Genomic DNA, 22399 nt, shown 5'->3' with positions numbered 1-22399 from the left:
AGTTATGCAAGGGAGAAAATAGCCTTTTGCACTTCAATCCGATCAGTCTTCGAGATGCAGATAGACCCGGCGGTTCATACGGCCCTTTTTCTCTGTTTTCCCAATGCGTAAACGACCAATCTCACCCAGTTTTGCAACATGGGTGCCACCGCAAGGCTGCAGGTCCAAGGGATGGGCGGCATCGCCGATCCGAATAAGGCGAATGCGTCCTGCGCCGCGCGGGGGCTGAACGGACATGGTTTTCACCAGATCAGGCTGCGCGTCGAGTTCGCTTTCAGTGATCCAGCTTTCACTTACAGATGCGTCCGTGGCGATCATTTCGTTCAGCGCCTGCTCGATGGCCAATTTGTCCTCGGGAGGATCGGCCATGTCGAAATCTAATCGCCCCTTGTCAGCGCTGATCGATCCACCGGTAACGCCAAATGGGATGACGACAGACAACAAATGCAACGCCGTGTGGATACGCATATGTCCGTACCGCTTCTCCCAATCCAGAGTTTGCGTCACCTGCTGACCTAGCGGAGGCAACTCTGCTTCCGTCGAGGGCAGCAGAACGATTGATCCGTCGGAGCCCTTTACAGTGGTCTTGATCAACAATGAGCCGCCCGGCCAATCCAGCTTTCCACTGTCTCCCGGTTGCCCACCTCCGGTCGGGTAGAAAACGGTGCGATCCAGAACCACACCACCGTCATCCGAATGCGCCACAACCGACGCATCAGCAGATTTCAGGTAAGGATCCGCCCGAAAAAGCATCTGGGTTGTCATGACTTGGCGTCCTTGAGGGCTTCGGGGTTGCGCAACCAGATGTCACGCTGGGCAAAGGGCACTTCGATGTCCTCCTTGGCGAAACGTTCCGCAATTTCATGGTTGATGTCATTCTTCACGGCCATGATCCAGTTCACGTCCCGCAGGATCATGCGGATTTCGAATTCCAGGGAATCGGCCCCGAAATTATTGAACAGGATCATCGGTTCCGGCTTGGACAGGACCATGGGTTGCGCGTTTGCGATCTCTTTCAGGATCGCCTCAACCCGGCGGGTATCCGTGCCATAGGCAACCCCAACTGAAACGATCAGGCGGCCAACTTTATTGCCCCGCGTATAGTTTGTGACGGTGCCCGACACGAGATCCGCGTTCGGAACGATAACGTCAGTCCGGTCGAAGGTTTCGATGCGCGTGGCCCGCACGGAAATATCGCGAACATAGCCCATCTGTCCGCCCACTTCGATCCAGTCACCTTCCGAAATCGGGCGCTCGATCAAGAGAATTATGCCTGAAACAAAGTTGGAGACGATGGTTTGCAGACCAAAGCCAATCCCCACCGAAAGCGCCCCGGCCACAATGGCAAGTGAAGACAGATCAAGCCCTGCCCCTGTAACCGCCAAAAGGGCAGCCAGGAAAATACCGATGTATCCCAGCCCTGATACGATGGCATTCTGGCCGCCAATATCCATCTTGGTCTTGGGCAGCACATTGACTCGAATGGTGCTTTGAACGAGCCGGGTGATCGAATAGCCAACGACAAAGATGACTGCAAAAGTGACAAAGTCACCGGGCGAAATCCGCGTGTCTCCGATTTCGAAGCCGCGACTGAAGTTGGCCCAAAGCTCGGTCAGATCCGCAACCCGTGCACCCCAGGCCAGCGCCAGCAGCGGCATCGACAGCAGGACGAGAACAAACCCCGTTATGACAGGGATAAGCGCCTCCCGGGCCTCGGGACCTTGCTTGGTTATCAGGCAGTACACATCTGCAAAAAATCTTTGCAGCGTCAGCATGAAACTCAAAATGAGCACGCTGATGACCGTGGGGAAAAGGAGCGCGCTGCCCGCTTCGCCGTAGCCGATCGCAGCCATGATCGGAGAGACCACGGAGACGACCATCATTGCGGTGCCGAAGCCGCGCAATACCCGCGCCAACCCGCCGCCGCGAGGGGTCTCTTCTCCGGCCTGTTCGGTGCTTACAACGTAACCACGCAAGATCCGCCCCATACCGCCAAGGACAAGTGCTATCAGCACAATGAATGGAAAACTCAAAACTGCTTCCGTTGCCGGGCCGGAGACGCCGGTTTCCAACAGCAGTTCAATGACGCCGGTTGACACGAAGAACACTGACAACAGCAAGACATAGAGCCGTTGAGCCCGACGTTTTTCGGGCGGCAACTGGATCAGGGCAATGTCATCGAACCGTGAAAATAGCCTCTCGGCCAACCATCTGAACCACAAAAGAACAAAGGCAAAGAAAGGCAGGAACTTCAGGAACAGATCCATTGTCTCGCCAATCATGCCGGTCATGCGAATGGCATATGTCAGGATGAAAAAGCCTGTCAGCGGCAGGAAGATGCGTAGCAAAGAGACCAAAAAACCCCAAACCCCGGTACCACGTCCACCCCATTCTCTGAGGTAGTTGAGCCAGATACCGGCCCAGGTCCGCCCTCGAATGATCAGCGCCAGGGCGATACCGATCAGCAGCAGGATCAGCGGGAGTTTTTCCTGAAACGCCTTTCGCAAATCCGGATCTCGAAAGGCCGCAACCTCATCGGAGCCTGGCTTGAGGATGTTGAAGAATTCGTCTGCGGCAACCGGCCAGTTTGCCGGGTTTAGCGGTGATGGTCCCAAAGACAGCAACCTGCGCGCCTGCCTGTCGCGGATGATCGCATCAATTTCGCGCACCAGACCGTCCGCGCGTCGAAAGGCTTCTTCGGCAACGCGCACCGGTTCGAGAAGCCGTTCCAATTGGGTATCGAGTTCCGTGCGCCGCGCTCTGATTTCTATGGATTCTTCGCTATTTTCAGGCACTGGCCCCAAAGCTTCGATCTGCTTGCGCAGCGTCGCAATGCGCTCGGCATTGACCTGACTGGCCGCCGAGAAATCGCTGCGATACACAGCGATCTCCGCCCGCAACCGCTCCAAACGCTCGTTGCTTGCAATGTTACGGTCAATGGCAGTTTCCGCCAGTTCAGCGACATTCTCCCATGCCTTGAACGTCGCCTCGATGTCGGTTTTGTCTGCATCCTGCGCCATAGCTGACGCCACACACAGGAAAACGGCGCAACAAATACCCCATGCCAGCACTTTGGCCCGTTGGATCATACGTCCTCAAACACGCCCGGAATACTCGCCGGCGCCTGCTCCAACCAACCCGGCGTTGGCAACCCTTTCTCCCGCAAGAATTCCGGGTTGAAAAGTTTCGACTGATAGCGCGTGCCATAGTCACACAAGATGGTCACGATGGTATGCCCCGGCCCCATATCCCGCGCCATACGTATGGCACCTGCGATGTTCATGCCACTGGAGCCACCAAGGCAGAGCCCTTCGTGTTCCAGCAGATCGAACACGATGGGCAGGGCTTCGGCATCATGGATGTTGTAGCTGAAATCAGGCGTGAACCCCTCCAGGTTCTTGGTGATCCTGATCTGGCCAATCCCCTCATTGATGGAAGACCCTTCAGACATCTCCAACGCGCCATTCGTGTAGTAATTGTGAAGCGACGCCCCATCCGGATCCGCAAGGCCGATCTTGACGCCCTTTGGTTTCAGGGCTTCGGAAACGCCTGCGAGGGTTCCGCCCGATCCGACCGCGCAGATGAAGCCATCAACCTTGCCATCGGTTTGCGCCCATATCTCGGGCCCCGTGGTTTCCACATGCGCTTGCCGGTTGGCGACATTGTCGAACTGATTAGCCCAAATCACACCTTCATTGGTGGTGCGCGCCAGTTCAGCCGCTAACCGTTCAGAATAACGCACGAAGTTGTTGGGATTGCGATAGGGTGCTGCCGGAACCTGAACCAATTCAGCGCCCGCAAGGCGCAGCATGTCCTTTTTTTCCTGACTTTGCGTTTCAGGAATGACGATGACGGTTTTGAATCCCATCGAGGCACCGACCAGGGCCAGACCGATCCCTGTGTTTCCGGCGGTTCCTTCAACAATGGTGCCACCCGGTTTCAGCAGGCCTTTTTCGACCGCATCCTTGATGATAAAAAGCGCCGCGCGATCCTTGACCGACTGGCCCGGGTTCATGAATTCGGCTTTTCCCAGGATTTCGCAACCCGTGGCATCACTGGCCTGTTTCAACCGGATCAAAGGTGTGTTTCCAATGGCCGCGGCCAGATCGCTTGCAACGTGCATCACCATGCCCCTTCTAAGTGCTTGCACCACACCTAGCGTTGCACCGGCGTGACCTCAAGAGGTGGTCCGCAACCGGTCACGATGTCGTGCCAGCCAGTAAGCCGACAGCACCAATGGCGCATTCGCCGCACCCTGATCGTCGCAGAGCTTCAGAAGATCATCGAAAGGCATCAAATGGGCCCGAATATCTTCGTGCTCTGCTTCCAGCCCACCAACGCCAGCAATATCCTCTGGCAGATCGGCCAGCCCGACATAGATGTAGTAAAACTCTGATGAATTACCGGGCGAACAATAGGTTTCGGCCACAGGATGCAGCGCGCCAAGGGAGAGGCCCGCTTCCTCCATGGCTTCGCGCCGAGCGGCTGTTTCCGGGGTTTCCCCGGGGTCGAGCCGACCGGCGATAGGTTCAAGCTGCCATAAGGTCTTATCCCCACGCGCCAAGGGCCCCATGCGCATTTGCTCCACGACCAACACGCGATCTCTAACGGGATCGTAAGGCAGCACGAGGGCTGCATCGGGTGACAGAAACACGGCGCGTTTGACAGTTTGTGTCATGCTCCCATCAAAACGCTCATGGCTCAGGTCATACTCATCCAGCGCAAAATATTGCGCATACGTTCGGTGATGGTGTTGAACATCCACAGTGCCACGCAGGGTTTGCTCATCATGTTTGCCCTGCGCCGCATTCAGCCGCGACCATGCGCGCGCGCGGATCATGGGAAACATCGCCGCGATTTCGTCGGGAGCCCTTTTGCCCATGTAGGACATGACTTCGCACGCCGAAATAACGCTCAGCGACCCCCAGTCCCGGACCCAATCATCAAGGGACCAATCCCCCTTTGCCGTCCATCGCCCGGGTTCCGGCATATAGGCACGCGCCAGGCCACCATCAGTCAGGACGACATCTTCCAAGGCATAGCCAAAAGCACCCTCATAAAAAGCCAGTCGTTCCAAATCCGATGAGGTCAGCCCTTCGACAAGGCTGCCCAGACAACTGGCAGCTTGGCTGGGAACAATTGCCGGGAATGGTCCTTCTGCAACCGCATGAAGGGCAAAACCAGACAATTCCGCCTTTGAAATACGCAAATGTGTGCTAACACCGATGACCGCGTCGAGAAGCGCGCGATGCCGCAGCGTCCCGAACAAAAACAATGGTTTAGGGTTCAATTTTATTTCACCGCCAAGTACGCCAAGCGTATTCTGTTGCAAGTCCGGACAGAATGCCGCCCGAGATCAGCGTGAACATAACTAAGGGGTTGATCATGACAAGCCCGTATTCCGCCATGAATTTGAAAATCGCCAGCAGCGCCTGAAACGCACCGTTATACCAATTCGCCATGGCGCGGTCGAACATTTGATAGCTGGAGTGGATGAAGAGACCCCATAACACCAGCACAAGAACGCCACCCATACCGTTGTTGATGGCGGCGGCAACACCGCGCCCTGCCCGCTTGCCCATGACCCGCCAACCGACAAAGATACCGATGATCCCGTTAATATAGGCAAAGCTGCCGAAATCAGTGCTTTCCGGCATCAAAGGCATGATCTGATAGGAAACCAGAAACCCAACTATTCCGATGCAAATGGATGCAAACAATCTGGCGGCGTCGGGCATTGGGTCGTTCCTTTTTGGTCTCGCGACCCTACCCCGGCCGCCTCACAGTAATCTGAATCACGTCACAATTGGTACTTTCAAACGTCGCGGCGCATGAGGTCAGGTAGAAATTCCACATCCGGCGAAAGCGTTCATCGAACCCCATCGCGCTTACCTGATCCCATTTTTCATTGAAGCTATCATGCCATCGGCGCAAAGTTACGGCATAACTGTGGCCAAATTCGATCGATCGCTCCACCGCCAATCCGGCGCGCGATATCTGGACGCGCAGAGCTGTCGGGCTTGGCAGCATCCCCCCGGGAAAGACGTATTTCTGAATGAAATCCACGCCCCGCCGATAAACCTTCCAGCGCCTGTCAGCGACCGTAATAACCTGTAGCGTCGCCGTCTTTCCCGGCTTGAGGCGCTCGCGTACAACATCGAAATACGTGGGCCAGTATTTTTCGCCGACGGCTTCGAACATCTCGATGCTGGCAATCCCGTCATAGAGGCCAGTCTCATCCCGATAGTCCTGAAGTTTGAAACTCACCTTCTCTGAAAGCCCTGCTTTTTCAATACGATCTATGGCATACTTAAACTGCTCTTCGGATATCGTCAGACCGGTGACCCGCAGGCCCCGCTCCTTGGCAGCATATTCCGCAAATCCACCCCAACCGCAGCCGATCTCGAGGATATGATCCCCCGGTTGCGCCCCCATTTCATCGACCATGGATTTGTACTTGGCGATTTGCGCGTTCTCCATGCTTTCCTGGCCGGTCTCGAAGATGGCTGATGAATAAGTCATGGTGTCATCCAGCCACAAACCATAAAAGGCGTTGCCCAGATCATAATGGTGGCTGATGTTCTTGCGGGCCTGATTTTTGTGATTGCGTTGCAACCAGAACCGGAATTTCTCGAAATTACGCAAAAAGAACATGCCGGGGAAGCCATCGTAGATGTCTTCGTTATCGGCGTGAACAAGATTCATGAAAGCCTGAAGGTCCGGTGTCGACCACCATTCGTCCAGATAGGCGTCGCAAAAGCCCAGGTCTCCTTCCCGGACCAAGCGGGCAAAAAGATCATCATTGTGGATGTGAAGTTCAGCCACGGGACCCGGGTTCTTGCCCTCTGCGCGAAAACGCCGCGCGTCGGGCATCACAAATTCTACACGACCATTATTCATCTTTTCAGCCATCGCAAAAACTTGGGGGAAGTAGCGCGGCAGATTGTCTTGGCCGTTCGTCGTCGTCAGGATCATACAGGTTTCGCTCGTTGTGACAGTCGGGCGTGAGCCCATTGTTAAGATACACGCATCTGCGCGATCAAGAGTTTCAGAAGCCTTTGTTTTCATACGCATTAAGTGCGACTTTTCTGCCCACATCCGCGGGTACAACCGGGGCGGGATATTCTGCATTTGCCGACAGGTTCCAGGACCGCGGGATCGCCTGAAAATAGGACAGGGCCTGCGGTGCAGGTTTGGCTCTTTGCTCAGCGATCCAGCGGTCTGCGTAGTCGCGGTTCTTGTCGAATTTTTCGAGCTGTGTGACCGGGTTGAAAACCCGGAAGTACGGCGTGGCATCGGGGCCTGACCCGGCGGACCACTGCCAGCCCATCGCATTGCTGGCGGGGTCCCAGTCGATCAGGCATTCTTCGAACCAATCAAGCCCGATCTTCCAATGCGTCAGCAGATGTTTGGTCAGATAACTCGCAACGATCATGCGGCCGCGATTATGCATGCGACCGGTTACGTAAAGCTCCCGCATCGCAGCATCGACAAATTCAATGCCCGTGCGGCCCTGTTTCCACGCCATGACGTCTTGCGAAGCATCATCTGTTCGCCAGGGGAAACCGTCCCAATCGGGCTTCCAGTTCCCGGTCAGAAGATGCGGTGTGTGATGCATCAGATGATAGGCAAACTCGCGCCAGACCAGTTCTTTCAAAAAGGTCTCAGCACCCTTCTTGCCTTCCTGCCGCGCGCGCTGGCCTGCGTGCCAGCATTGATGGGGACTGATTTCGCCCAGGCTGAGGTTTTCAGACAAGCCCGATGTGCCATCCACCGCAGGCAGGTCGCGGGTGACGTCATATCCATCCACGATCCGGTCTATGAACGCGCCCAGCCGCGACTGAGCTGTCTTCTCCCCCAACCGTACATGCGGGCGCACAATGTCAGCGCCACGGTTCATTGCAGCCGCCATGTTCCACTGCATCAGATCGTCGCTATCCGGCCAGTGCGCCGGTGCGGGGAGATTGTCGGGTGCTTTCAGCGGCGCATCTACATCACGGTTTTTCACCATGTTCCAGAAGGGCGTGTAGACTTTGTAGAAACCACCTGTCTTGGTCTCGACGGTCCATGGTTCAAACAGCAAATGGCCCCCAAAAGACTGGGCCGCAACACCCTGCTCTTTCAGGGTGCTCTTGATCTCTGTGTCGCGTGCGATGCTTGCCGGATCATAAAGGCGCGACCAGTAGACAGCCTTGGCCCCTGTTTCGGTGACAAGCTTCTGCAACTCCTGCAATGCGGAGCCGCGGCGCAAAATCAGACGGCTGCCTTTGGCTGCGAGGCTTTGCGCAAACGCATCAATGGCAAGTCCCAGACGCCACTTTGGCGCCGCGCCCAAAGCATCAACCTCACGATCATGAATGAAAACCGGAATAACCGGAGATCCGGTGGCACAGGCTGCACTCAGCGCCGGGTGATCCGTCAGCCGGAAATCCCGACGGAACCAGATCAAAATTGGAGACGTCGTCACTCGATACGGCCTTCACGTTTCATCTAAAATGTTACGTATGCCGGAAGCGTTTGGATCACCGACAGGATCACAAAACGTCGTCAAGCGCGGCCAGAAGTTTGTCGATCTCTTCGGCAGAGGTGTAATGGGTGAAGCTCAAGCGCAACACGCCCGTGGTTTCATCCACGCCCATGGCGGATAGCGCCCGGCCAGCATAAAAATCGCCGCCCCCGGCCATGATCCCGCGCGATGCCAATTCTGCCGCGACATCTTCGCCGGACCGGTTGAGGGCAAGCGCCACGGTGGGGGCACGGCGGCGCGCATCCGATGGGCCGATCAACCGCACCGAATTCCGCGATTTAACTGCGGCCAAAAGAGGTTCCAGCAAATCGATCTCGTGACCGCGCATCAGATCGTGAACCGCTTGCCCACGCTTGGCAGGCGTCGCTTGCTCACCGATATGGTGATCATAAAGAGCGTCGATGTAGTCAACCATACCGGCGCAGGCAGCCACCTGGGCATGATCGGGGCCAGCGGGTGTGAAGCGCTTGTAAAGGCTGTCGCCATTGAAATGATGGCCTTGATTGGGAAGCAGGGTACCCAGTGCACGGCGGATCACCATGACACCCTGATGCGGACCATAGGTCTTGTAAGCTGAGAACAGATAGATATCCGGACCCAACTCGCCAACATTGGCAAAGCCGTGCGGCGCATAAGACACCCCATCGACACAGGTAAATGCACCGGCCGCATGCGCCAATGCGGTGATCTCGGTTACCGGGTTGATCTCACCCACAACGTTGGAGCAATGGGGAAAACAAACCAGTCGCACTTTCTCGTCCAGCAGGTTTTCCAATCGGGTCGGATCAAGGTGTCCGGTATCAGGATCAACCTGCCACTCGCGAATCTCGATGCCTCGGGCGGCAAGGCGGCGCCAAGGGCCGGAATTAGCTTCATGATCCTGGTTGGTGACGACGATGGCCTCGCCGGGTGTCATCATTTCGGCAAAAGCCTGTGCCAGAACATAGGCGTTCTGAGTGGTCGACGGCCCGAAACTCAGCTCCTCTGTTTCCACCCCCAGCATCGCCGCCAGACGGGACCGCGCCTCATCCATTTCCTCGCCGCCCAAACGGCTGGCTTCATAGGGCGCATAGGGCTGCACCTTGCGCTCGTTGTAGAACCGGGTCAGCCGGTCAATGACCGGCGTGCATGTATAGGAGCCACCCGCATTCTCGAAAAAAGCCTGACCTTGCAGGCTCGGGACATCGAATGCGGGAAACTGTGAGCGGACGAAATTCAAATCTAATGTCATGGGGCCACGGTCCCTCGCAACGCTTCACAGGTCAAGAGCCCTATTGGCCAAACATGCACCTCTTCAACGTCACCAAAGGTCGCTGCTGCACCTCAAACGTCGCCTGAAAACCAACGCACCGGAATTTATTTTGTCACAGTCGCGCGATGGGTGGTATGCACCCAACACCAAATGACCGGCAACAATAAGGTATCGGACACATTTGGAGCCTCTATTTGCTCCCGGTCAAACACCGGTCACGGCCCGCCAAGACGGTCGGATCGCAACAGAGGAAACCAAAATGTCTGTGAAACCACCGTTTACGGATCTTGAGATCAATACTCAGGATACCGGCTTTTATGAAGGCTACAGCCTTCCCATCGCGTTGATATCCAAGGTAAGCATGGTCCTTTTGGTCCTTTGGGCCCTTGTCTTTCCCGCAGGCGCCGGGGCGATGCTTTCGTCGATCAACACCACCCTGCTCTTGTCCTTCAACACGTTCTACATTCTGTCGGTTGGCGTATTTGCTTTCTTTCTTTTCATCGTCGCGCTGATACCGTCCTCCGGAAGCCGGGTGCTCGGCACGCCCGGGCAGAAACCGGAGTTCTCGAATTTCTCCTGGTTCTCGATGATGTTTGGTGCAGGGCTGGGCGTGGGTCTCATGACCTTTGCAACTGCGGAACCGCTCGGGCTTTGGGGGTCCAATCCGGTGGTGGTCGCCGGTGAGGTGGCAGGCAACACGCCGGAAGCGTTGAAATCCACCTTCCGCTATACCTTCCTGCACTACGGCTTCCATGCCTGGGCCATTTATGTGGTCACCGGCCTGAGCCTCGCCTACTACGCCTACACACGCGGCATGCCGCTGACGATCCGTTCAGCCCTGACGCCCCTGATCGGTCGGTTCGCAAACGGCATTTTCGGTCATATCATCGACGTGCTGGGCGTTGTCGCAACCATCCTTGGTGTCTCCGTAACCATCGGTTTCGGCGTCAGCCAGTTGGTCGACGGGGTCTTTTCGATCACCGGTGCACAATGGATGATGGACACCTCGGGCGACACACCGGTCGCAACCAAAACCGGGTTGATCGTTGCCCTGGTGGTCATCATGGGCATGTCGATCATCTCGGCGGTGTCAGGCGTTGGGCGCGGCGTGAAATATCTCTCCAATCTCAATCTGGTGCTGTCGCTGATCTTGCTGATGACCTTTGTGATTTTCGGCTCGTTTCTCTTTGCGATGACCACCTATGCCACTGCCCTGATCGACTATGTGATCAGCTTCACCGGTCTGAGCTTCGAGGCTTATTCGCCCTTGAGCGAAGGCGCTTTTGCGCAGGCGGCACCTGCATCGGTACAAGCCTTGCCTGCCGAAGAACTGAGCACCATCTACTCGGGAGCGACAAACCCCTGGGGCAGCTTGTCGGGCTTTACAGGGGGCCTCGAAGGTGCGGCGGCCGCACTGCCTGCCGCTGATCTTGAAGCCGCCTATGATGCAGGGGATCAGGGACGTCTGTTTGGCTGGCAGGCCGGATGGACAACCTTCTACTGGGCCTGGTGGATTGCCTTCTCGCCTTTTGTCGGGCTTTTCCTGGCGCGTATCTCCAAAGGTCGCACAGTACGTGAGTTTGTCCTTGGCGCGGTCATCGCCCCGGCATTGGTCTGTTTTGCGTGGATGACAATCCTTGGCGGCACGGCCATTGATCTGGAAATCAATGGTGCCGCCGAAGGGGCCATCATTGGTGCCTCCAATTCCGCGAAACTGTTTGTCACGCTGGAAAACATGCTCTCGGGCGGTTTCCTGCAAGGCATCATCATCATGTGCGTTGTGCTGATCATGACCTTCCTTGTGACCTCCGCCGACTCCGGCATTCTGGTGATGAACACCATCATGTCCGGCGGTGCGGAAGAAACAGGTGTCAAGCACCGGATTATCTGGGGCGTCATTCTGACGCTTGTGATCGGCACCCTGCTGCTGGCTGGCGGTGGTGGTCTGAGCGCATTGCAGAACGCCATGATCATCGGCGCATTGCCCTTTACCATGGTGATGGTTCTGATGGTGATTTCTCTGATCAAGGCGCTCTTCAACGACGGTCGTCGCGAAAAAGCGGGTATTGCTACAGATACCGAGGCTCAGCCTGCTGAGTAATCTCTAGCTCACAAAAAAAGGGGCGCTCCTTTGAGCGTCCCTTTTTTGCTGCGCTGTTCAAATCCGCAAAGGCTTAGGATGGCGCCCGAACGGCGACTTAACCATTCACATCGACGACGACGCGGCCTTTGACCTGACCTCTGAGAATATCTGCTCCAAGTTGGGGTAAATCAGCAAGCGTCGCGGGCACAACCATAGCTTCAAGCTTATCCATCGGCAGATCGGTGGCGACCCGCTGCCAGGCCCGAACGCGGTTCTCATAGGGCTGCATGACGGAATCAATGCCCAGAAGGTTCACGCCCCGCAACAGGAAAGGGATCACGGTTGCCGGCAGCCCGGCACCGCCCGCAAGGCCCACCGCTGCGACGGAGGTGCCATATTTCATCTGCCCCAGGACACGCGCCAGCATCGCGCCGCCAACCGCATCTATGCATCCGGCCCAGGTTTCGGCCTCCAACGGGCGTTTAACGGTCTCATTGATCTCTTCACGCGCAACGATCTGGCTGGCCCCGAGGCCCTTGAGGTAGTCTGCGGTTTCCGGTCGTCCCGTCACACCAGCCACTTCATGACCAAGTGACGCCAGCAGTGCGACGGCAACGGACCCAACGCCGCCTGCGGCCCCCGTGACCAGCACCGGCCCGTCGCCCGGGTTCAAGCCGTGATCCTGCAAGGCCATAACAGACAGCATCGCGGTAAAACCGGCCGTCCCCACGGCCATCGCGGCGCGTGTGTCCAGCCCATCGGGCAGCGGCACAAGCCAGTCAGCCTTCACCCGCGCCTTTTGAGCGTAACCGCCCCAATGGCCCTCGCCGACACGCCAACCGGTCAGCACAACCTTGTCCCCCGGTTTATAACGATCATCGTCGGAGGCTTCGACAGTGCCCGCAAAATCAACCCCCGGCACATGAGGATAGTTGCGCACCAAACCACCGCCCGGCCCGATACACAGACCGTCCTTGTAGTTGACTGTCGAATATTCAACCGCGACGGTCACGTCCCCATCGGGCAGTTGATCCTCTGAAATCTCCTCGACAGCGGCGGAGGTTTTGCCGCTCTCGTCATCCTTGTTCACCACAAGTGCCTTGAACATCCTTGTCTCCTTTCGGGTCCCTGCCCAGTTTTACTGTCTCTTGGGTACACGCATCATGTTGCGCTGAAATCGTCTAAAGCCAAAACCCCGGCTGCACTGTCGCGGATCGCATGCCGTCGGGGGTCTCGACTTCAAGTGCGGTGCCGCTGTCCCAATGGGTCATCCGCACCATGCCGATGGCCACATTGGTGGCATAGTCCGGGCTCCAGGTGGCCGAGGTGATCTGGCCCACTCGCCGACCCTGTGCAAAGAGCGGCCAGGCGCGATCACAAAGCGGCACGGGATCGCCCTCAATGGCAATCGCCCTGATCTGCTGAACCGGGCCTTCCTTTGCGACGCGCAACAAAGCATCCCGTCCGATACAGCCAATCGCCGTCTGGGTGTCACAGAACCTGCCCAATCCGCATTCATGGGGTGTGTTGTCATCGGTCATGTCATTGCCGTAGCTGAGCAACCCGCCTTCGATCCGCTCGATGGCGTTGGGGCACCCTGCCCGTACGTTCAGATCCTCGCCCGCAGCAAAGAGCGTCTCCCATAGCGGCATCGCAATGTCGCTGCCGGAGACGTAGATTTCAAAGCCCCCTTGTTTGGAGTAACCGGATCGCGCAACCGCCAAATCGCGCCCTTCAAACTCAAACATGCCAAACCGGAAAAACCGGATGTCGCGCACCGCATCGCCAAAGACCCGGGCCATCAGGTCATCTGCCTTGGGGCCCTGCACCGCCAACGGTGACACATCAGGCTCGTCCACAAGCACATCCAGACGGTAACCGTTCGCGATCCCCTTGACCCATAGCAAAAGGTCACTGTCAGCGATTGAAATCCACCAACGATCTTCGGCCAGTTTCACCGCAACAGGATCGTTCAGCATACCGCCTGTTTCATCGACGATAGGCACATAAAAACAGCGCCCGGGCAACATGCTTCTGAGATCGCGCGGCGTGAGCATCTGCATCAATCGTGCGGCATCCGGACCACGCAGTTCCACCTGTCGCTCTACAGAGACATCCCAGACTTGAACGTGGTTTTTCAGATGATGATAGTCCGCCTCGACGCTTTCAAAGACCGTTGGCAATAGCATGTGGTTGTAGATGGTATAGGCTTTGACACCCGCCGCTTCGACGCCCGCGGAAAAGGGCGTGCGGCGCAACCGCCGCGAAGGTGAAATCAACGCCATGTCAGGCATCCTCTGGCATCAGGAACAGATCGCTGACTGGGGCCTTCTGTCCTGCACTTGTAAGCATCGCGTGAATCTGTCCGCGGTGATGGGTCTGATGACTGAAAAAATGCACGATGGATGAGGCCAAAGGCACCGTCACTTCACGTCCCAGAGTGCTGGGCGTGAAAATCAGATCTCCCTTGAGGTCCAAAGTGCGCAGCCCTTCGGCCCAAAAGCGGATTTTGCCATCCATCCGAAACCTGTCCGCCGCCCATGACTGGATGGTCGGATGCAGCTTTGCATGATCCTTGGGCGGCACTGCGGGGGGCTCCACCGACGGGTCAAACCGGCTCATCCAGAGGGTGTCGCCCCAAAGCAGGTGGTTCGCCGTTGCCAGTAGCGAGCCAAAAAACGCACCCCTGTCGAGGGTCAGGTCCTCATGCGACATGGCTTCCAGCACGGGCATCAACTGGCCGTTCTGCCAGCCGTTGTAGCGTGCCATCATCACCGCATAAGCCGGGTCGATCACGGTTTAGGGCCTTTCCAATCAATCGGGCAAATCTCTGCCGATTTTCCACCGAAATCCCAGACGCGACCGTAATCCCGCACGCGACTTTTCAGGCCAGTTGCGGCGATGATATCCGGGCCCATCCAGTATTTGGAATTGCTGACCATAACCGGATGTTCGGGGTCTTTACCGGTCAGCATTTCGATCTCCCCCTGAATCTTGCGGCCGATCATGATGGAGCGGCGATTGCCGTCGCGAACGATTTCAACGGGCGCGCGCTCCGCCCCGATGATTTCCGATACCAGCATGGTGAAGAGGCCTGTGGTGCCTCCGGCTGCACCTGAGAATATCTGCAAGATACCATTGTAGGCCTTGCCGGTTGCCCGCTCGTCCACATAGGCGGCGACCTTCCAGTTGCCCTCGCCCATGCGGCCCGGGATGTCCACCAGAAGCCCGATGTTCAACCCGCCCAGGTCTTCGCCCTCGTAGTGGCCCTCGTCGATGGCGATCGCCATCCAGGCATGGCAGTGGCCTTCGGTAGGGGGATGCGCGCCCAGGCTGACAACGCAGGGACAAAACACCGTGCAGGAGCAGTTCAGGAAAAGCTCGCCCTTGATCGCCCATTCCGTCGGGCTTGTCTGCCGCCGTTTGGGGTTGGGCATTCGCTGGTCAATCCGCTGGCTGATGGGCAGCTTGTCAGCGTCCGCGCGTCTGTTCTTTGCCATGATGTTATCCTCCCATCAAGCTCGGCCAGCCCATCACTGCGAGCCCCGCAGCGCATAAGATGACCCCCATAGGTTTTGTCACGTAATGTCCGATTTGCGGCAATTTTTCGAGGATCATGAAGAGTGTCGCTAAGCCCATCCAGGCGAGGTTCATCACCCCACCGACAAATCCCAGCGACATGAAACCCCAACAACAGCCGACACAAAATGCACCAAGGCCCAGCCCCATGCCCAGCCCGCCGCCAAACCCTGTGCGCCAATGGCCCAGAAAATACATCGCCGGCGCGTGACAGACACCGTGGCAGATTTCCTTGGCGCGGGTAAACTGAAAAAGACCGACCATGATAAGCAGCGCGCCCGCCACCAGCGGCGATTTGGCAACACCGAGCATGTCGATGATGCCGCCGAACAGCAAGCCGAGTTGCGCGCCCGTTATCACAGCGGCAAAGCCAACCCAGATGACGAAATAGCCCAGCAGAACGCCCAACCACCCTGCCCGCGTGCCGTTTGCTGAAACCATCAGGTCCTCGTACGCGCGTAAGGTCGGTACAAGGGTGGGCAACATCATCGCCGCCATCATAATCGCCCACATGGCAAACAGCGGGCCGAAATTGGCCATGGGCATATACATGGGCATGCGCGGGTCCATCGCGGCCATGCGTGCGCCCATCTCGCCCGGTCTTCCGAGAAGATCGAGGTCCATGTCGATGCTCATCGCGTACATGACCCACCAGGCCGCCAGAATGGCGGTAAAAAACCCAAGCCAGAGTGTGGAGCGCATGATGCCGTGCACGAAGTGAGTCCCCTTAATCCTTGCCAATCAAATGCCAGACAATTAGAAGTCGATCAAACATTAAATGTAAGACAAATGAAAATTGACCCCGACAGCCCTGCTGATCTGTCCGCGCAGATCGCCGCCGCCATAAGAAATGCCATCGTGGATGGCACATTGATCGTTGACGAAAGGCTGCCTTCGGAGGCAGAGCTGTCTGACCAGTTCAATGTGTCGCGTCCTACGGTCAGAGAGGCATTGAAACGGCTGGCAGCGCAATCGCTGATCCGCACCCAGCGCGGAGCCACGGGCGGTGCATTTGTAAATCGTCTGAGTTTCGAAGCTGCACAGCCACAGCAAATCACCACGTCCACGCTGCTTCTGAGCATGAATGCCGTGAGTTTTGAGACCGCCTGCGAAGCACGCTATGCCCTGGAGCGCGCCTGCGCGCCGCTTTCTGCCGAACGTCGCACGGCGGATCATCTAGCGACAATGCGCGCGGAGATTCTGCGCCAGGGGCATCCTGGGCTTACAGACGAAGCCTTTTGTGCCTCCGATGTTGCGTTTCACCGGGCGCTTGTCGATGGCGCGTCAAACCCGGTTCTGTCCTATCAGCTGTCAGGCGCGGTAGAGGCAATGCAGCCCCTGATGAACATGATTACCTTCACCGCCCGGTCACGGGGCAAAATTGTCGCGCTGCACACCAGCATCGCGGACGCGTTGGAGCAGCAGGATCCCCGAGCAACCCAGGCCGCCCTGTCAGCGCTGGAAGAAGAAACTCAGACGCTTGCCCAGAGCGTCTTTGCCTCACGTCTGAAAAAATCCAGTAAACCCGTGAGCTAGGTACGTTTTTTAGTCACCGAAGCCTCGGAGGCTGTTGGATCAGTACTTTTTTCCGCAGCAGATTCATCAACAAGATACTGCAATGCATTCCAGATGTTCTTGATGTGCTCGACAGACTGCGCGTCGCTGTGTTTATCAATCAGCTCATCAATCCTGCTGCGAGACAAGGAGAGTTCAAAGGGGGGCGGATTTTCCTTGGGTGCGTCCTCTATGATCGCATCCGCCAAATCAAAAAACGCACGGACGATCTGCGCCTTCTCAGCGTCGTCAGAACCGGGTTCTTCTGACAACAGACGAATTGGCGGGACGTTTTCCATAAGCGAAACAGATCTTCCTTTCGTCATGGTACCACCCTGACAGGCAGCCACTGCACTTTTACAATACGACCACTGATTGAAGTTTATGCAAGAAAAACATTCTAGGTAGAGCAAATCATCTGTCAAGCATGGCTGCACACTATCCCGCGGCGGCGAATACCTTGTCGGCCATACTCGCTGCGCGAATGATCAGGGAGATTTCAGGCGCCTGCCAACGGTGTATGTTCTGTTTCAACACACAGACAGCCCCAAAAGGCTCTGAATTATGGCTGTGGGTGGGCGCGCCTGCATAGGCACCGACGCCAAACTCTGTGACCATTGCGTTGCCTTTCAGCAAGGGGTGCGTAAAGGCGTCATCAATCACCAACGGAAAATCCATCGCCGCAACATGACGGCAAATAGAATAGCCAATAGGGACCTCATCCCGCACCGCATCTGGTAGCGCTTGACCACTGGTTGCCAAATTCAACTGTTTATCCGTCTGCACCTGCGTAATGAGCACACTGCAATTGCCGATTTTATCGCTCAGCCATTCGGCCAGTGCTTCCAGTGTCAAAATGTTGTCTTGATTTTCCATAATTCACCCGCAGTGCAGAATCACAAAAACCGGCAAAACCAAAAACGCTTCGTTTTTCAATCGTCACAGGCCGCACCGACAATGGAGCGTCCTTAAATTCTGGCCAATGCTTTCCCAATTGAAAGAACAATTTCCCAGCACATGCGCGAACCTGCGCATATCACATACCACTCGCCCCGATAACAGTGGACCCGGTTAATGGACATGGTTTCTAGCTAACACAGCAACAATTGCGTCGAAAGGGTCCTTTGCCGTCAGGCATCAGCGGACGTGGCTAGCCATTTCGGCAATTCGGTTTAGCTTCGCGGGAACAAAAGCAACAGAGGCCCAGAATGGACATTGTAACCGGCATTAACATCTCTCTCGCATTGATCAGCATCGCCTTGGGTATTTTCGGGTGGTTGGCGCCGAGATACACAATGTCAACGATTGACCTTCGAGACGGCGGATCGACCATGGGCATGTCGGAAGTGCGCGCAGCCTCTGGTGCTCTCTACGTCCTTGCAGGTATCGGCGCGCTCGCCCTCAATACGCCCGACGCCTACGCCATGATCGGTTTTATCTGGGCTGGTGGGGCGATAGGGCGACTGACTTCACTGATGCTGGACGGACAGTCCCGCAAGAAATGGGTGTTCCTGATTTGTGAAACCATTATTGGCATGCTTGGCCTTGGCCTCAATCTTTAAAAATCCGAGTCCATGGAACAATTTCCGGCAAATTTACCCAGTCTGATTGCAACAGCAGCCTGATCCTCTTATATCTAAAGCGTCCTTCGGGACTATGGACATAAACGCGCTCGTAATAAGCGGATCGGACCCGGGGGCGGTACCCGGCGGCTCCACCAAAATCCTTCATTTGGGGATTATGGGGCCGAAACAGGATCGACGAACGTCTAAAGGGGTTTGCTTTGTCTCGGCTGTCTGCCACCGTTATCGGCGAAACATGTACAATTGCAAATGACAATCGTGCTCCAGTAGCAATGGCCGCGTAAGCGACCTGAGATACTGAAACCTAACTCCTTGCGTTTAGCGACGTAAGGCGGGGTCCGCAGGCACCTGGCAACAGAAGCCTGCACTTCTCTCCTTTGCCTGCATTGACCGCGCCCCCGCAACTGTGGCATTTGTCTCATATGGGGATAGAGCGATAGCCCCGTGAGGCTCAGGCCCAAGTATCGCATCCTGTTGATTCGACAAAAGGATGCTGTTCTATGGCCCAATTTGCCTCAATATCCCCCGTTGCCCTCATGCGCCTGATTGGAACGCCCGATGCGCCCGCTATCATAGACGTCTGCATTGATGAAGATTTCTGCGCTGATCCGCTATTGGTGCCGACGGCGTGTCGCTGGCCACATACGAAGATCCCCGAATTGGTCGGTGACCTCACTGGCCAGCGCGTCGTCGTGATCTGTCAAAAGGGGCTGAAACTGAGCCACGGGAGTGCAGCACTTCTCAGAGCCCACGGCATTGAGGCCGAAGTTCTGGAGGGCGGCAACATTGCCTGGAAGCAGGCGGGCCTGCCGCGCATCCCCGTGGGCAAGCTGCCCACAGCCACGCCCGCGTCCCGCTGGGTCACGCGCTGGCGGCCCAAAATTGACCGCATTGCCTGCCCATGGCTGATCAGGCGTTTCGTTGATCCCAACGCTGAGTTTCTGTTTGTACCCCCCGCGCAAGTCGCAGACGTTGCAGAGAAATTTCACGCAACCGCCTTTGATGTGCCGGGGGCTCCCTGGACCCACGACGGTCCGCAATGCACATTTGATACGATGCTGCATGGGTTTGGCCTGCAGATACCCGCCCTGCAAACCATGGCAAAGATCATTCGCGGAGCCGACACCAACCGTCATGATCTGGCCCCCGAATGCGCGGGTTTGCTGGCAATGTCCGTGGGGCTGTCGCGCGGATTTCGGGATGATCTGGCGCAATTGGAGGCAGCTATGGTTCTTTATGATGCGCTCTTTCGCTGGGCGCGGGATGGGCAGAGCGAAACACATGACTGGCAGGAAGACGTCGGATGAACGCCCCATCAACTGCCGAGATGATCCGTGTTTTCGGGCGCATTGGTTTGCTGTCGTTCGGAGGACCTGCCGCACAGATCGCGCTAATGCACCGCGAACTGGTCGAAAACCGCCCGTGGCTCAGCGAAGAGAGCTATCTGCGCGCTCTGTCCTTGTGCATGTTGCTGCCCGGCCCCGAAGCTATGCAGCTTGCGACCTATGCAGGCTGGCGATTGCGCGGCACCTTTGGCGGGCTGATCGCGGGTCTGCTCTTTGTGGTACCCGGTGCCCTTGTTATTCTCTGTCTGGCATTGGGCTATGCGCTTTACGGACAGGTACCGCTGGTTCAGGCCGCCTTCGAAGGGATCAAGGCGGCAGTGATCATCATCGTTCTTCAAGCGCTTTTGAAAGTCTCTCGCAAGGCCCTGACAGGGCGGGACGCTCTCCTGCTCGCAGGGTCCGCCTTTGTCGCACTTTATTTCCTTGGGCTGCCCTTTCCGCTGATCGTGATCGCGGCAGGATTATACGGTTTCGCCATGCGCAAATCTGCCGAGACACAAGAGACCATCGTCCATACCCGCCCGCCCAATACATTGCAGACGCTGCTGATCTGGGGCGGATTATGGAGCGCGCCCGTGCTGGCTCTCTGGTTCATGGATCACGCATTCCTGAGCCAGATCGCGCTGTTTTTCTCGAAACTGGCGGTTGTGACCTTTGGCGGGGCCTACGCTGTTCTGGCCTACATGACCCAAACGGTGGTGCAGGATTTCGGCTGGATCAGCACCGCCGAAATGATTGACGCGCTTGGACTGGCAGAAACCACACCGGGGCCTCTCATCCTTGTGACCGAATTCGTCGCCCTGCTTGCAGGCTTTGCAAAAGGCGGGGTCGGATTGGCTGTCGCGGCCGGGTCAGTGGCCTTGTGGGTGACATTCACCCCCTGCTTTCTATGGATTTTTCTGGCAGGTCCCTATCTGGACAGGATCGCGGCGAAACCGCGGCTTTCCTCCGCCCTCAATGCCATCACCGCGGCGGTTGTCGGCGTCATTCTCAATCTGACGATCTGGTTTGCGGTCCATGTGCTCTTTGACCGGGTTGACACGGGAGGCTGGACCGCTGCCCCCCTGCCCGACATGACCTCTCTCGACTTGCGCGCCCTGGCGCTCACGTTTCTGGCTGCCGCGCTGCTGCTTTGGCTGAAACGGGGGATGGTGGAGAGCCTCTTCATCCTGGCCATCGCCGGCCTTTGTGTCGGCGTTCTTTGAGGCAAGGCCGATTTCGGTCTGCAACCTCTTTCCTCTGAGCGGGAATCGGTTATGCTTTAACCACCGATCACCCTTAGCTCAGAGGATCACGATGAGCCGCAGCATTGATTATGGTAACCTGATGCATGAGGCCATGCGTGGTCTGATTCAAAAAGTGCTGCGAGATGTCTCTGAAAACGGTCTTCCGGGCGCGCACCATTTCTTCATCACTTTTGACACCAGCCATCCGGATGCCGAGTTGGCCGACTGGTTGTCCGATCGCTACCCCGGTGAGATGACGGTTGTGATGCAGCACTGGTACGACAATCTGGATGTGGGCGATGACGGCTTCTCTGTAACGTTGAACTTTGGCGACGCGCCGGAGCCGCTGTTTATTCCTTACGATGCGATCAAAACCTTCGTCGACCCCTCCGTTGAGTTCGGCCTGCGTTTTGAGACCCAAGAGGATGAGGACGAAAACATCGGGCCAACCGATCTGGTCCCCACGACAACCGCCTCCGTCCCGGCGGTGCAGCCTGCTTCGAAAACCAGAACCCATGACGCGGAAGAATCCAGCGAAGATGATGCAAAAGACGCAGAAATCGTTTCTTTGGACAGCTTCAGAAAATAGCCGCTACTGCTTGGTCAGGAATGTGGAAACCGTGCGCTGGATTTCACCATTGCGCACGCTTTGATAATCCAGCTGTAGCCCGCCCTCTGCCAGCGTGCGGTTGAATTGCTGAATCTCATAGCCTCCATCCTCCGCCACGAACAACGAATAGACGCTGAGGGTATCGCCATTGATCCGGCTCCAGACATAGGGTTCCCCCTTCATCGGATCGAGCTGTACATCATGGCCAAAAACGTTGCGTTTCATTGCCGATGCATAAACATCCCCCCGGTCTGACGGGACAAATTCGATGGAGTAGGATTTCTCTTTGGCCGTGCCATTGGGCCGATAAGTCGTCGATGTCCAGTCCACCCGAAAACCGTCAGAGGTTTGGGTAACTTCGACGTCCATGTCCCTGTGCCGTTTGGTGCCATCCGCCGACGTCACTTCCGCCGACCCTTTGTAAGCCCCGACAAATCGGGAAATATCGGCCTGCGCCATATTAGCGGTCAGCATCACCCCCGCCACCAGAATGCAGCACAGAGCCTGCCAAAGTGCGAGCTGGGCTCTGATCGTGCGTGGCTGTGAAATCATGATGACGGACCTTTTGTCGACGACTGAACGGAGGTCTGACATCGCCCTGCCTCCTTCTCTTCAAGATAGCACCCCACACCAGCTATT

The 22399-nt window shown here is 56.8% G+C and carries 22 protein-coding genes and 1 other RNA gene; 7 read left to right on the top strand and 16 right to left on the bottom strand.

Annotated elements, in window-relative coordinates; all coding sequences use genetic code 11:
- Positions 1-42: 42 nt before the first annotated feature.
- The 8 genes from Q0802_RS19940 to Q0802_RS19905 all read right to left on the bottom strand — a co-directional run bounded on the left by Q0802_RS19940 (position 43) and on the right by Q0802_RS19905 (position 9758).
- A complete protein-coding gene (locus Q0802_RS19940) occupies positions 43-765 on the bottom strand; it encodes an alanyl-tRNA editing protein (RefSeq protein WP_298921572.1) in 723 nt (240 codons plus the stop codon).
- Positions 762-3089: a DUF3772 domain-containing protein gene (locus tag Q0802_RS19935; protein WP_298921570.1), complete on the bottom strand. Its 2328-nt coding sequence runs from the start codon at positions 3087-3089 to the stop codon at positions 762-764. Before Q0802_RS19935 ends, Q0802_RS19940 begins: the two co-directional genes overlap by 4 nt.
- Positions 3086-4123, bottom strand: a complete 1038-nt coding sequence (locus Q0802_RS19930) for a cysteine synthase A (protein WP_298921569.1) — start codon at positions 4121-4123, stop codon at positions 3086-3088. The genes Q0802_RS19935 and Q0802_RS19930 overlap by 4 nt, the downstream gene beginning before the upstream one ends.
- A 54-nt stretch (positions 4124-4177) precedes the next feature.
- Positions 4178-5290 carry an NUDIX domain-containing protein gene (locus tag Q0802_RS19925; protein ID WP_298921568.1) on the bottom strand — a complete coding sequence of 371 codons (1113 nt, stop codon included), beginning with the start codon at positions 5288-5290 and terminating at the stop codon, positions 4178-4180.
- Positions 5291-5297: 7 nt separating this feature from the next.
- A complete protein-coding gene (locus Q0802_RS19920; protein WP_298921567.1) occupies positions 5298-5738 on the bottom strand; it encodes a TrgA family protein in 441 nt (146 codons plus the stop codon).
- A gap of 28 nt (positions 5739-5766) precedes the next feature.
- Positions 5767-6975: a cyclopropane-fatty-acyl-phospholipid synthase family protein gene (locus Q0802_RS19915; protein ID WP_298921566.1), complete on the bottom strand. Its 1209-nt coding sequence runs from the start codon at positions 6973-6975 to the stop codon at positions 5767-5769.
- 73 nt (positions 6976-7048) lie between these two features.
- Entirely contained in the window at positions 7049-8467 is a 1419-nt protein-coding gene (locus Q0802_RS19910) for a deoxyribodipyrimidine photo-lyase (RefSeq protein WP_298921565.1), read from the bottom strand.
- A gap of 67 nt (positions 8468-8534) precedes the next feature.
- Positions 8535-9758, bottom strand: coding sequence for an aminotransferase class V-fold PLP-dependent enzyme (locus Q0802_RS19905; protein ID WP_298921564.1), 1224 nt, complete (start codon positions 9756-9758; stop codon positions 8535-8537).
- 280 nt (positions 9759-10038) lie between these two features.
- On the opposite strand from Q0802_RS19905, the gene Q0802_RS19900 reads away from it, so the two are divergent.
- Positions 10039-11880 (top strand): BCCT family transporter, encoded by a 1842-nt coding sequence (locus Q0802_RS19900; RefSeq protein ID WP_298921562.1) that lies wholly within the window; start codon positions 10039-10041, stop codon positions 11878-11880.
- Positions 11881-11977: 97 nt separating this feature from the next.
- On the opposite strand, the gene acuI is transcribed toward Q0802_RS19900, so the two are convergent.
- From acuI to Q0802_RS19875, 5 genes are all read right to left on the bottom strand, one after another.
- A complete protein-coding gene (gene acuI, locus Q0802_RS19895; RefSeq protein ID WP_298921561.1) occupies positions 11978-12970 on the bottom strand; it encodes an acryloyl-CoA reductase in 993 nt (330 codons plus the stop codon).
- 73 nt (positions 12971-13043) lie between these two features.
- The gene (locus Q0802_RS19890) at positions 13044-14147 is read right to left on the bottom strand and encodes a dimethylsulfoniopropionate demethylase (RefSeq protein ID WP_298921560.1); all 1104 of its coding nucleotides are present in this window, start codon (positions 14145-14147) and stop codon (positions 13044-13046) included.
- 1 nt (position 14148) lies between these two features.
- Positions 14149-14658 carry a DinB family protein gene (locus Q0802_RS19885; RefSeq protein WP_366523342.1) on the bottom strand — a complete coding sequence of 170 codons (510 nt, stop codon included), beginning with the start codon at positions 14656-14658 and terminating at the stop codon, positions 14149-14151.
- Positions 14655-15362: a DUF1326 domain-containing protein gene (locus Q0802_RS19880; protein WP_298921559.1), complete on the bottom strand. Its 708-nt coding sequence runs from the start codon at positions 15360-15362 to the stop codon at positions 14655-14657. The genes Q0802_RS19885 and Q0802_RS19880 overlap by 4 nt, the downstream gene beginning before the upstream one ends.
- Before the next feature lie 4 nt (positions 15363-15366).
- Positions 15367-16155 (bottom strand): DUF2182 domain-containing protein, encoded by a 789-nt coding sequence (locus tag Q0802_RS19875; RefSeq protein WP_298921558.1) that lies wholly within the window; start codon positions 16153-16155, stop codon positions 15367-15369.
- A gap of 75 nt (positions 16156-16230) precedes the next feature.
- Here Q0802_RS19875 and Q0802_RS19870 point away from each other — a divergent pair, with 75 nt between their 5' ends.
- On the top strand, positions 16231-16977 hold the full coding sequence (locus tag Q0802_RS19870; RefSeq protein ID WP_298921557.1) for a GntR family transcriptional regulator: 747 nt from the start codon (positions 16231-16233) through the stop codon (positions 16975-16977).
- Here the strand turns inward: Q0802_RS19870 and Q0802_RS19865 are convergent.
- Positions 16974-17321, bottom strand: coding sequence for a hypothetical protein (locus Q0802_RS19865; RefSeq protein WP_298921555.1), 348 nt, complete (start codon positions 17319-17321; stop codon positions 16974-16976). The genes Q0802_RS19870 and Q0802_RS19865 overlap by 4 nt on opposite strands.
- A gap of 112 nt (positions 17322-17433) precedes the next feature.
- Positions 17434-17871 carry a GAF domain-containing protein gene (locus tag Q0802_RS19860; protein ID WP_298921552.1) on the bottom strand — a complete coding sequence of 146 codons (438 nt, stop codon included), beginning with the start codon at positions 17869-17871 and terminating at the stop codon, positions 17434-17436.
- Between the two features lie 332 nt (positions 17872-18203).
- Here Q0802_RS19860 and Q0802_RS19855 point away from each other — a divergent pair, with 332 nt between their 5' ends.
- The 5 genes from Q0802_RS19855 (at position 18204) to Q0802_RS19835 (ending at position 21739) form a co-directional block, all read left to right on the top strand.
- Complete coding sequence (locus Q0802_RS19855) at positions 18204-18557, top strand: DUF4345 family protein (protein ID WP_298921550.1); 354 nt, start codon at positions 18204-18206, stop codon at positions 18555-18557.
- A 42-nt stretch (positions 18558-18599) separates the two neighbouring features.
- Positions 18600-18947, top strand: a transfer-messenger RNA (tmRNA) gene (gene ssrA / locus Q0802_RS19850).
- 131 nt (positions 18948-19078) lie between these two features.
- Positions 19079-19885 (top strand): chromate resistance protein ChrB domain-containing protein, encoded by an 807-nt coding sequence (locus tag Q0802_RS19845; RefSeq protein ID WP_298921548.1) that lies wholly within the window; start codon positions 19079-19081, stop codon positions 19883-19885.
- Entirely contained in the window at positions 19882-21129 is a 1248-nt protein-coding gene (gene chrA / locus Q0802_RS19840) for a chromate efflux transporter (protein ID WP_298921546.1), read from the top strand. Before Q0802_RS19845 ends, chrA begins: the two co-directional genes overlap by 4 nt.
- Before the next feature lie 91 nt (positions 21130-21220).
- The gene (locus Q0802_RS19835) at positions 21221-21739 is read left to right on the top strand and encodes a ClpXP protease specificity-enhancing factor SspB (protein ID WP_298921544.1); all 519 of its coding nucleotides are present in this window, start codon (positions 21221-21223) and stop codon (positions 21737-21739) included.
- A 3-nt stretch (positions 21740-21742) separates the two neighbouring features.
- On the opposite strand, the gene Q0802_RS19830 is transcribed toward Q0802_RS19835, so the two are convergent.
- Positions 21743-22354: a hypothetical protein gene (locus Q0802_RS19830; protein WP_298921541.1), complete on the bottom strand. Its 612-nt coding sequence runs from the start codon at positions 22352-22354 to the stop codon at positions 21743-21745.
- Positions 22355-22399 lie beyond the last annotated feature (45 nt).

Origin of the sequence: uncultured Roseobacter sp. (assembly GCF_947495275.1) — a bacterium.
Classification (GTDB): Bacteria; Pseudomonadota; Alphaproteobacteria; order Rhodobacterales; family Rhodobacteraceae; genus Roseobacter.
The sequence above is the reverse complement of the archived record's forward strand: the minus strand, read 5'-3'. Positions and strand labels throughout refer to the sequence as shown.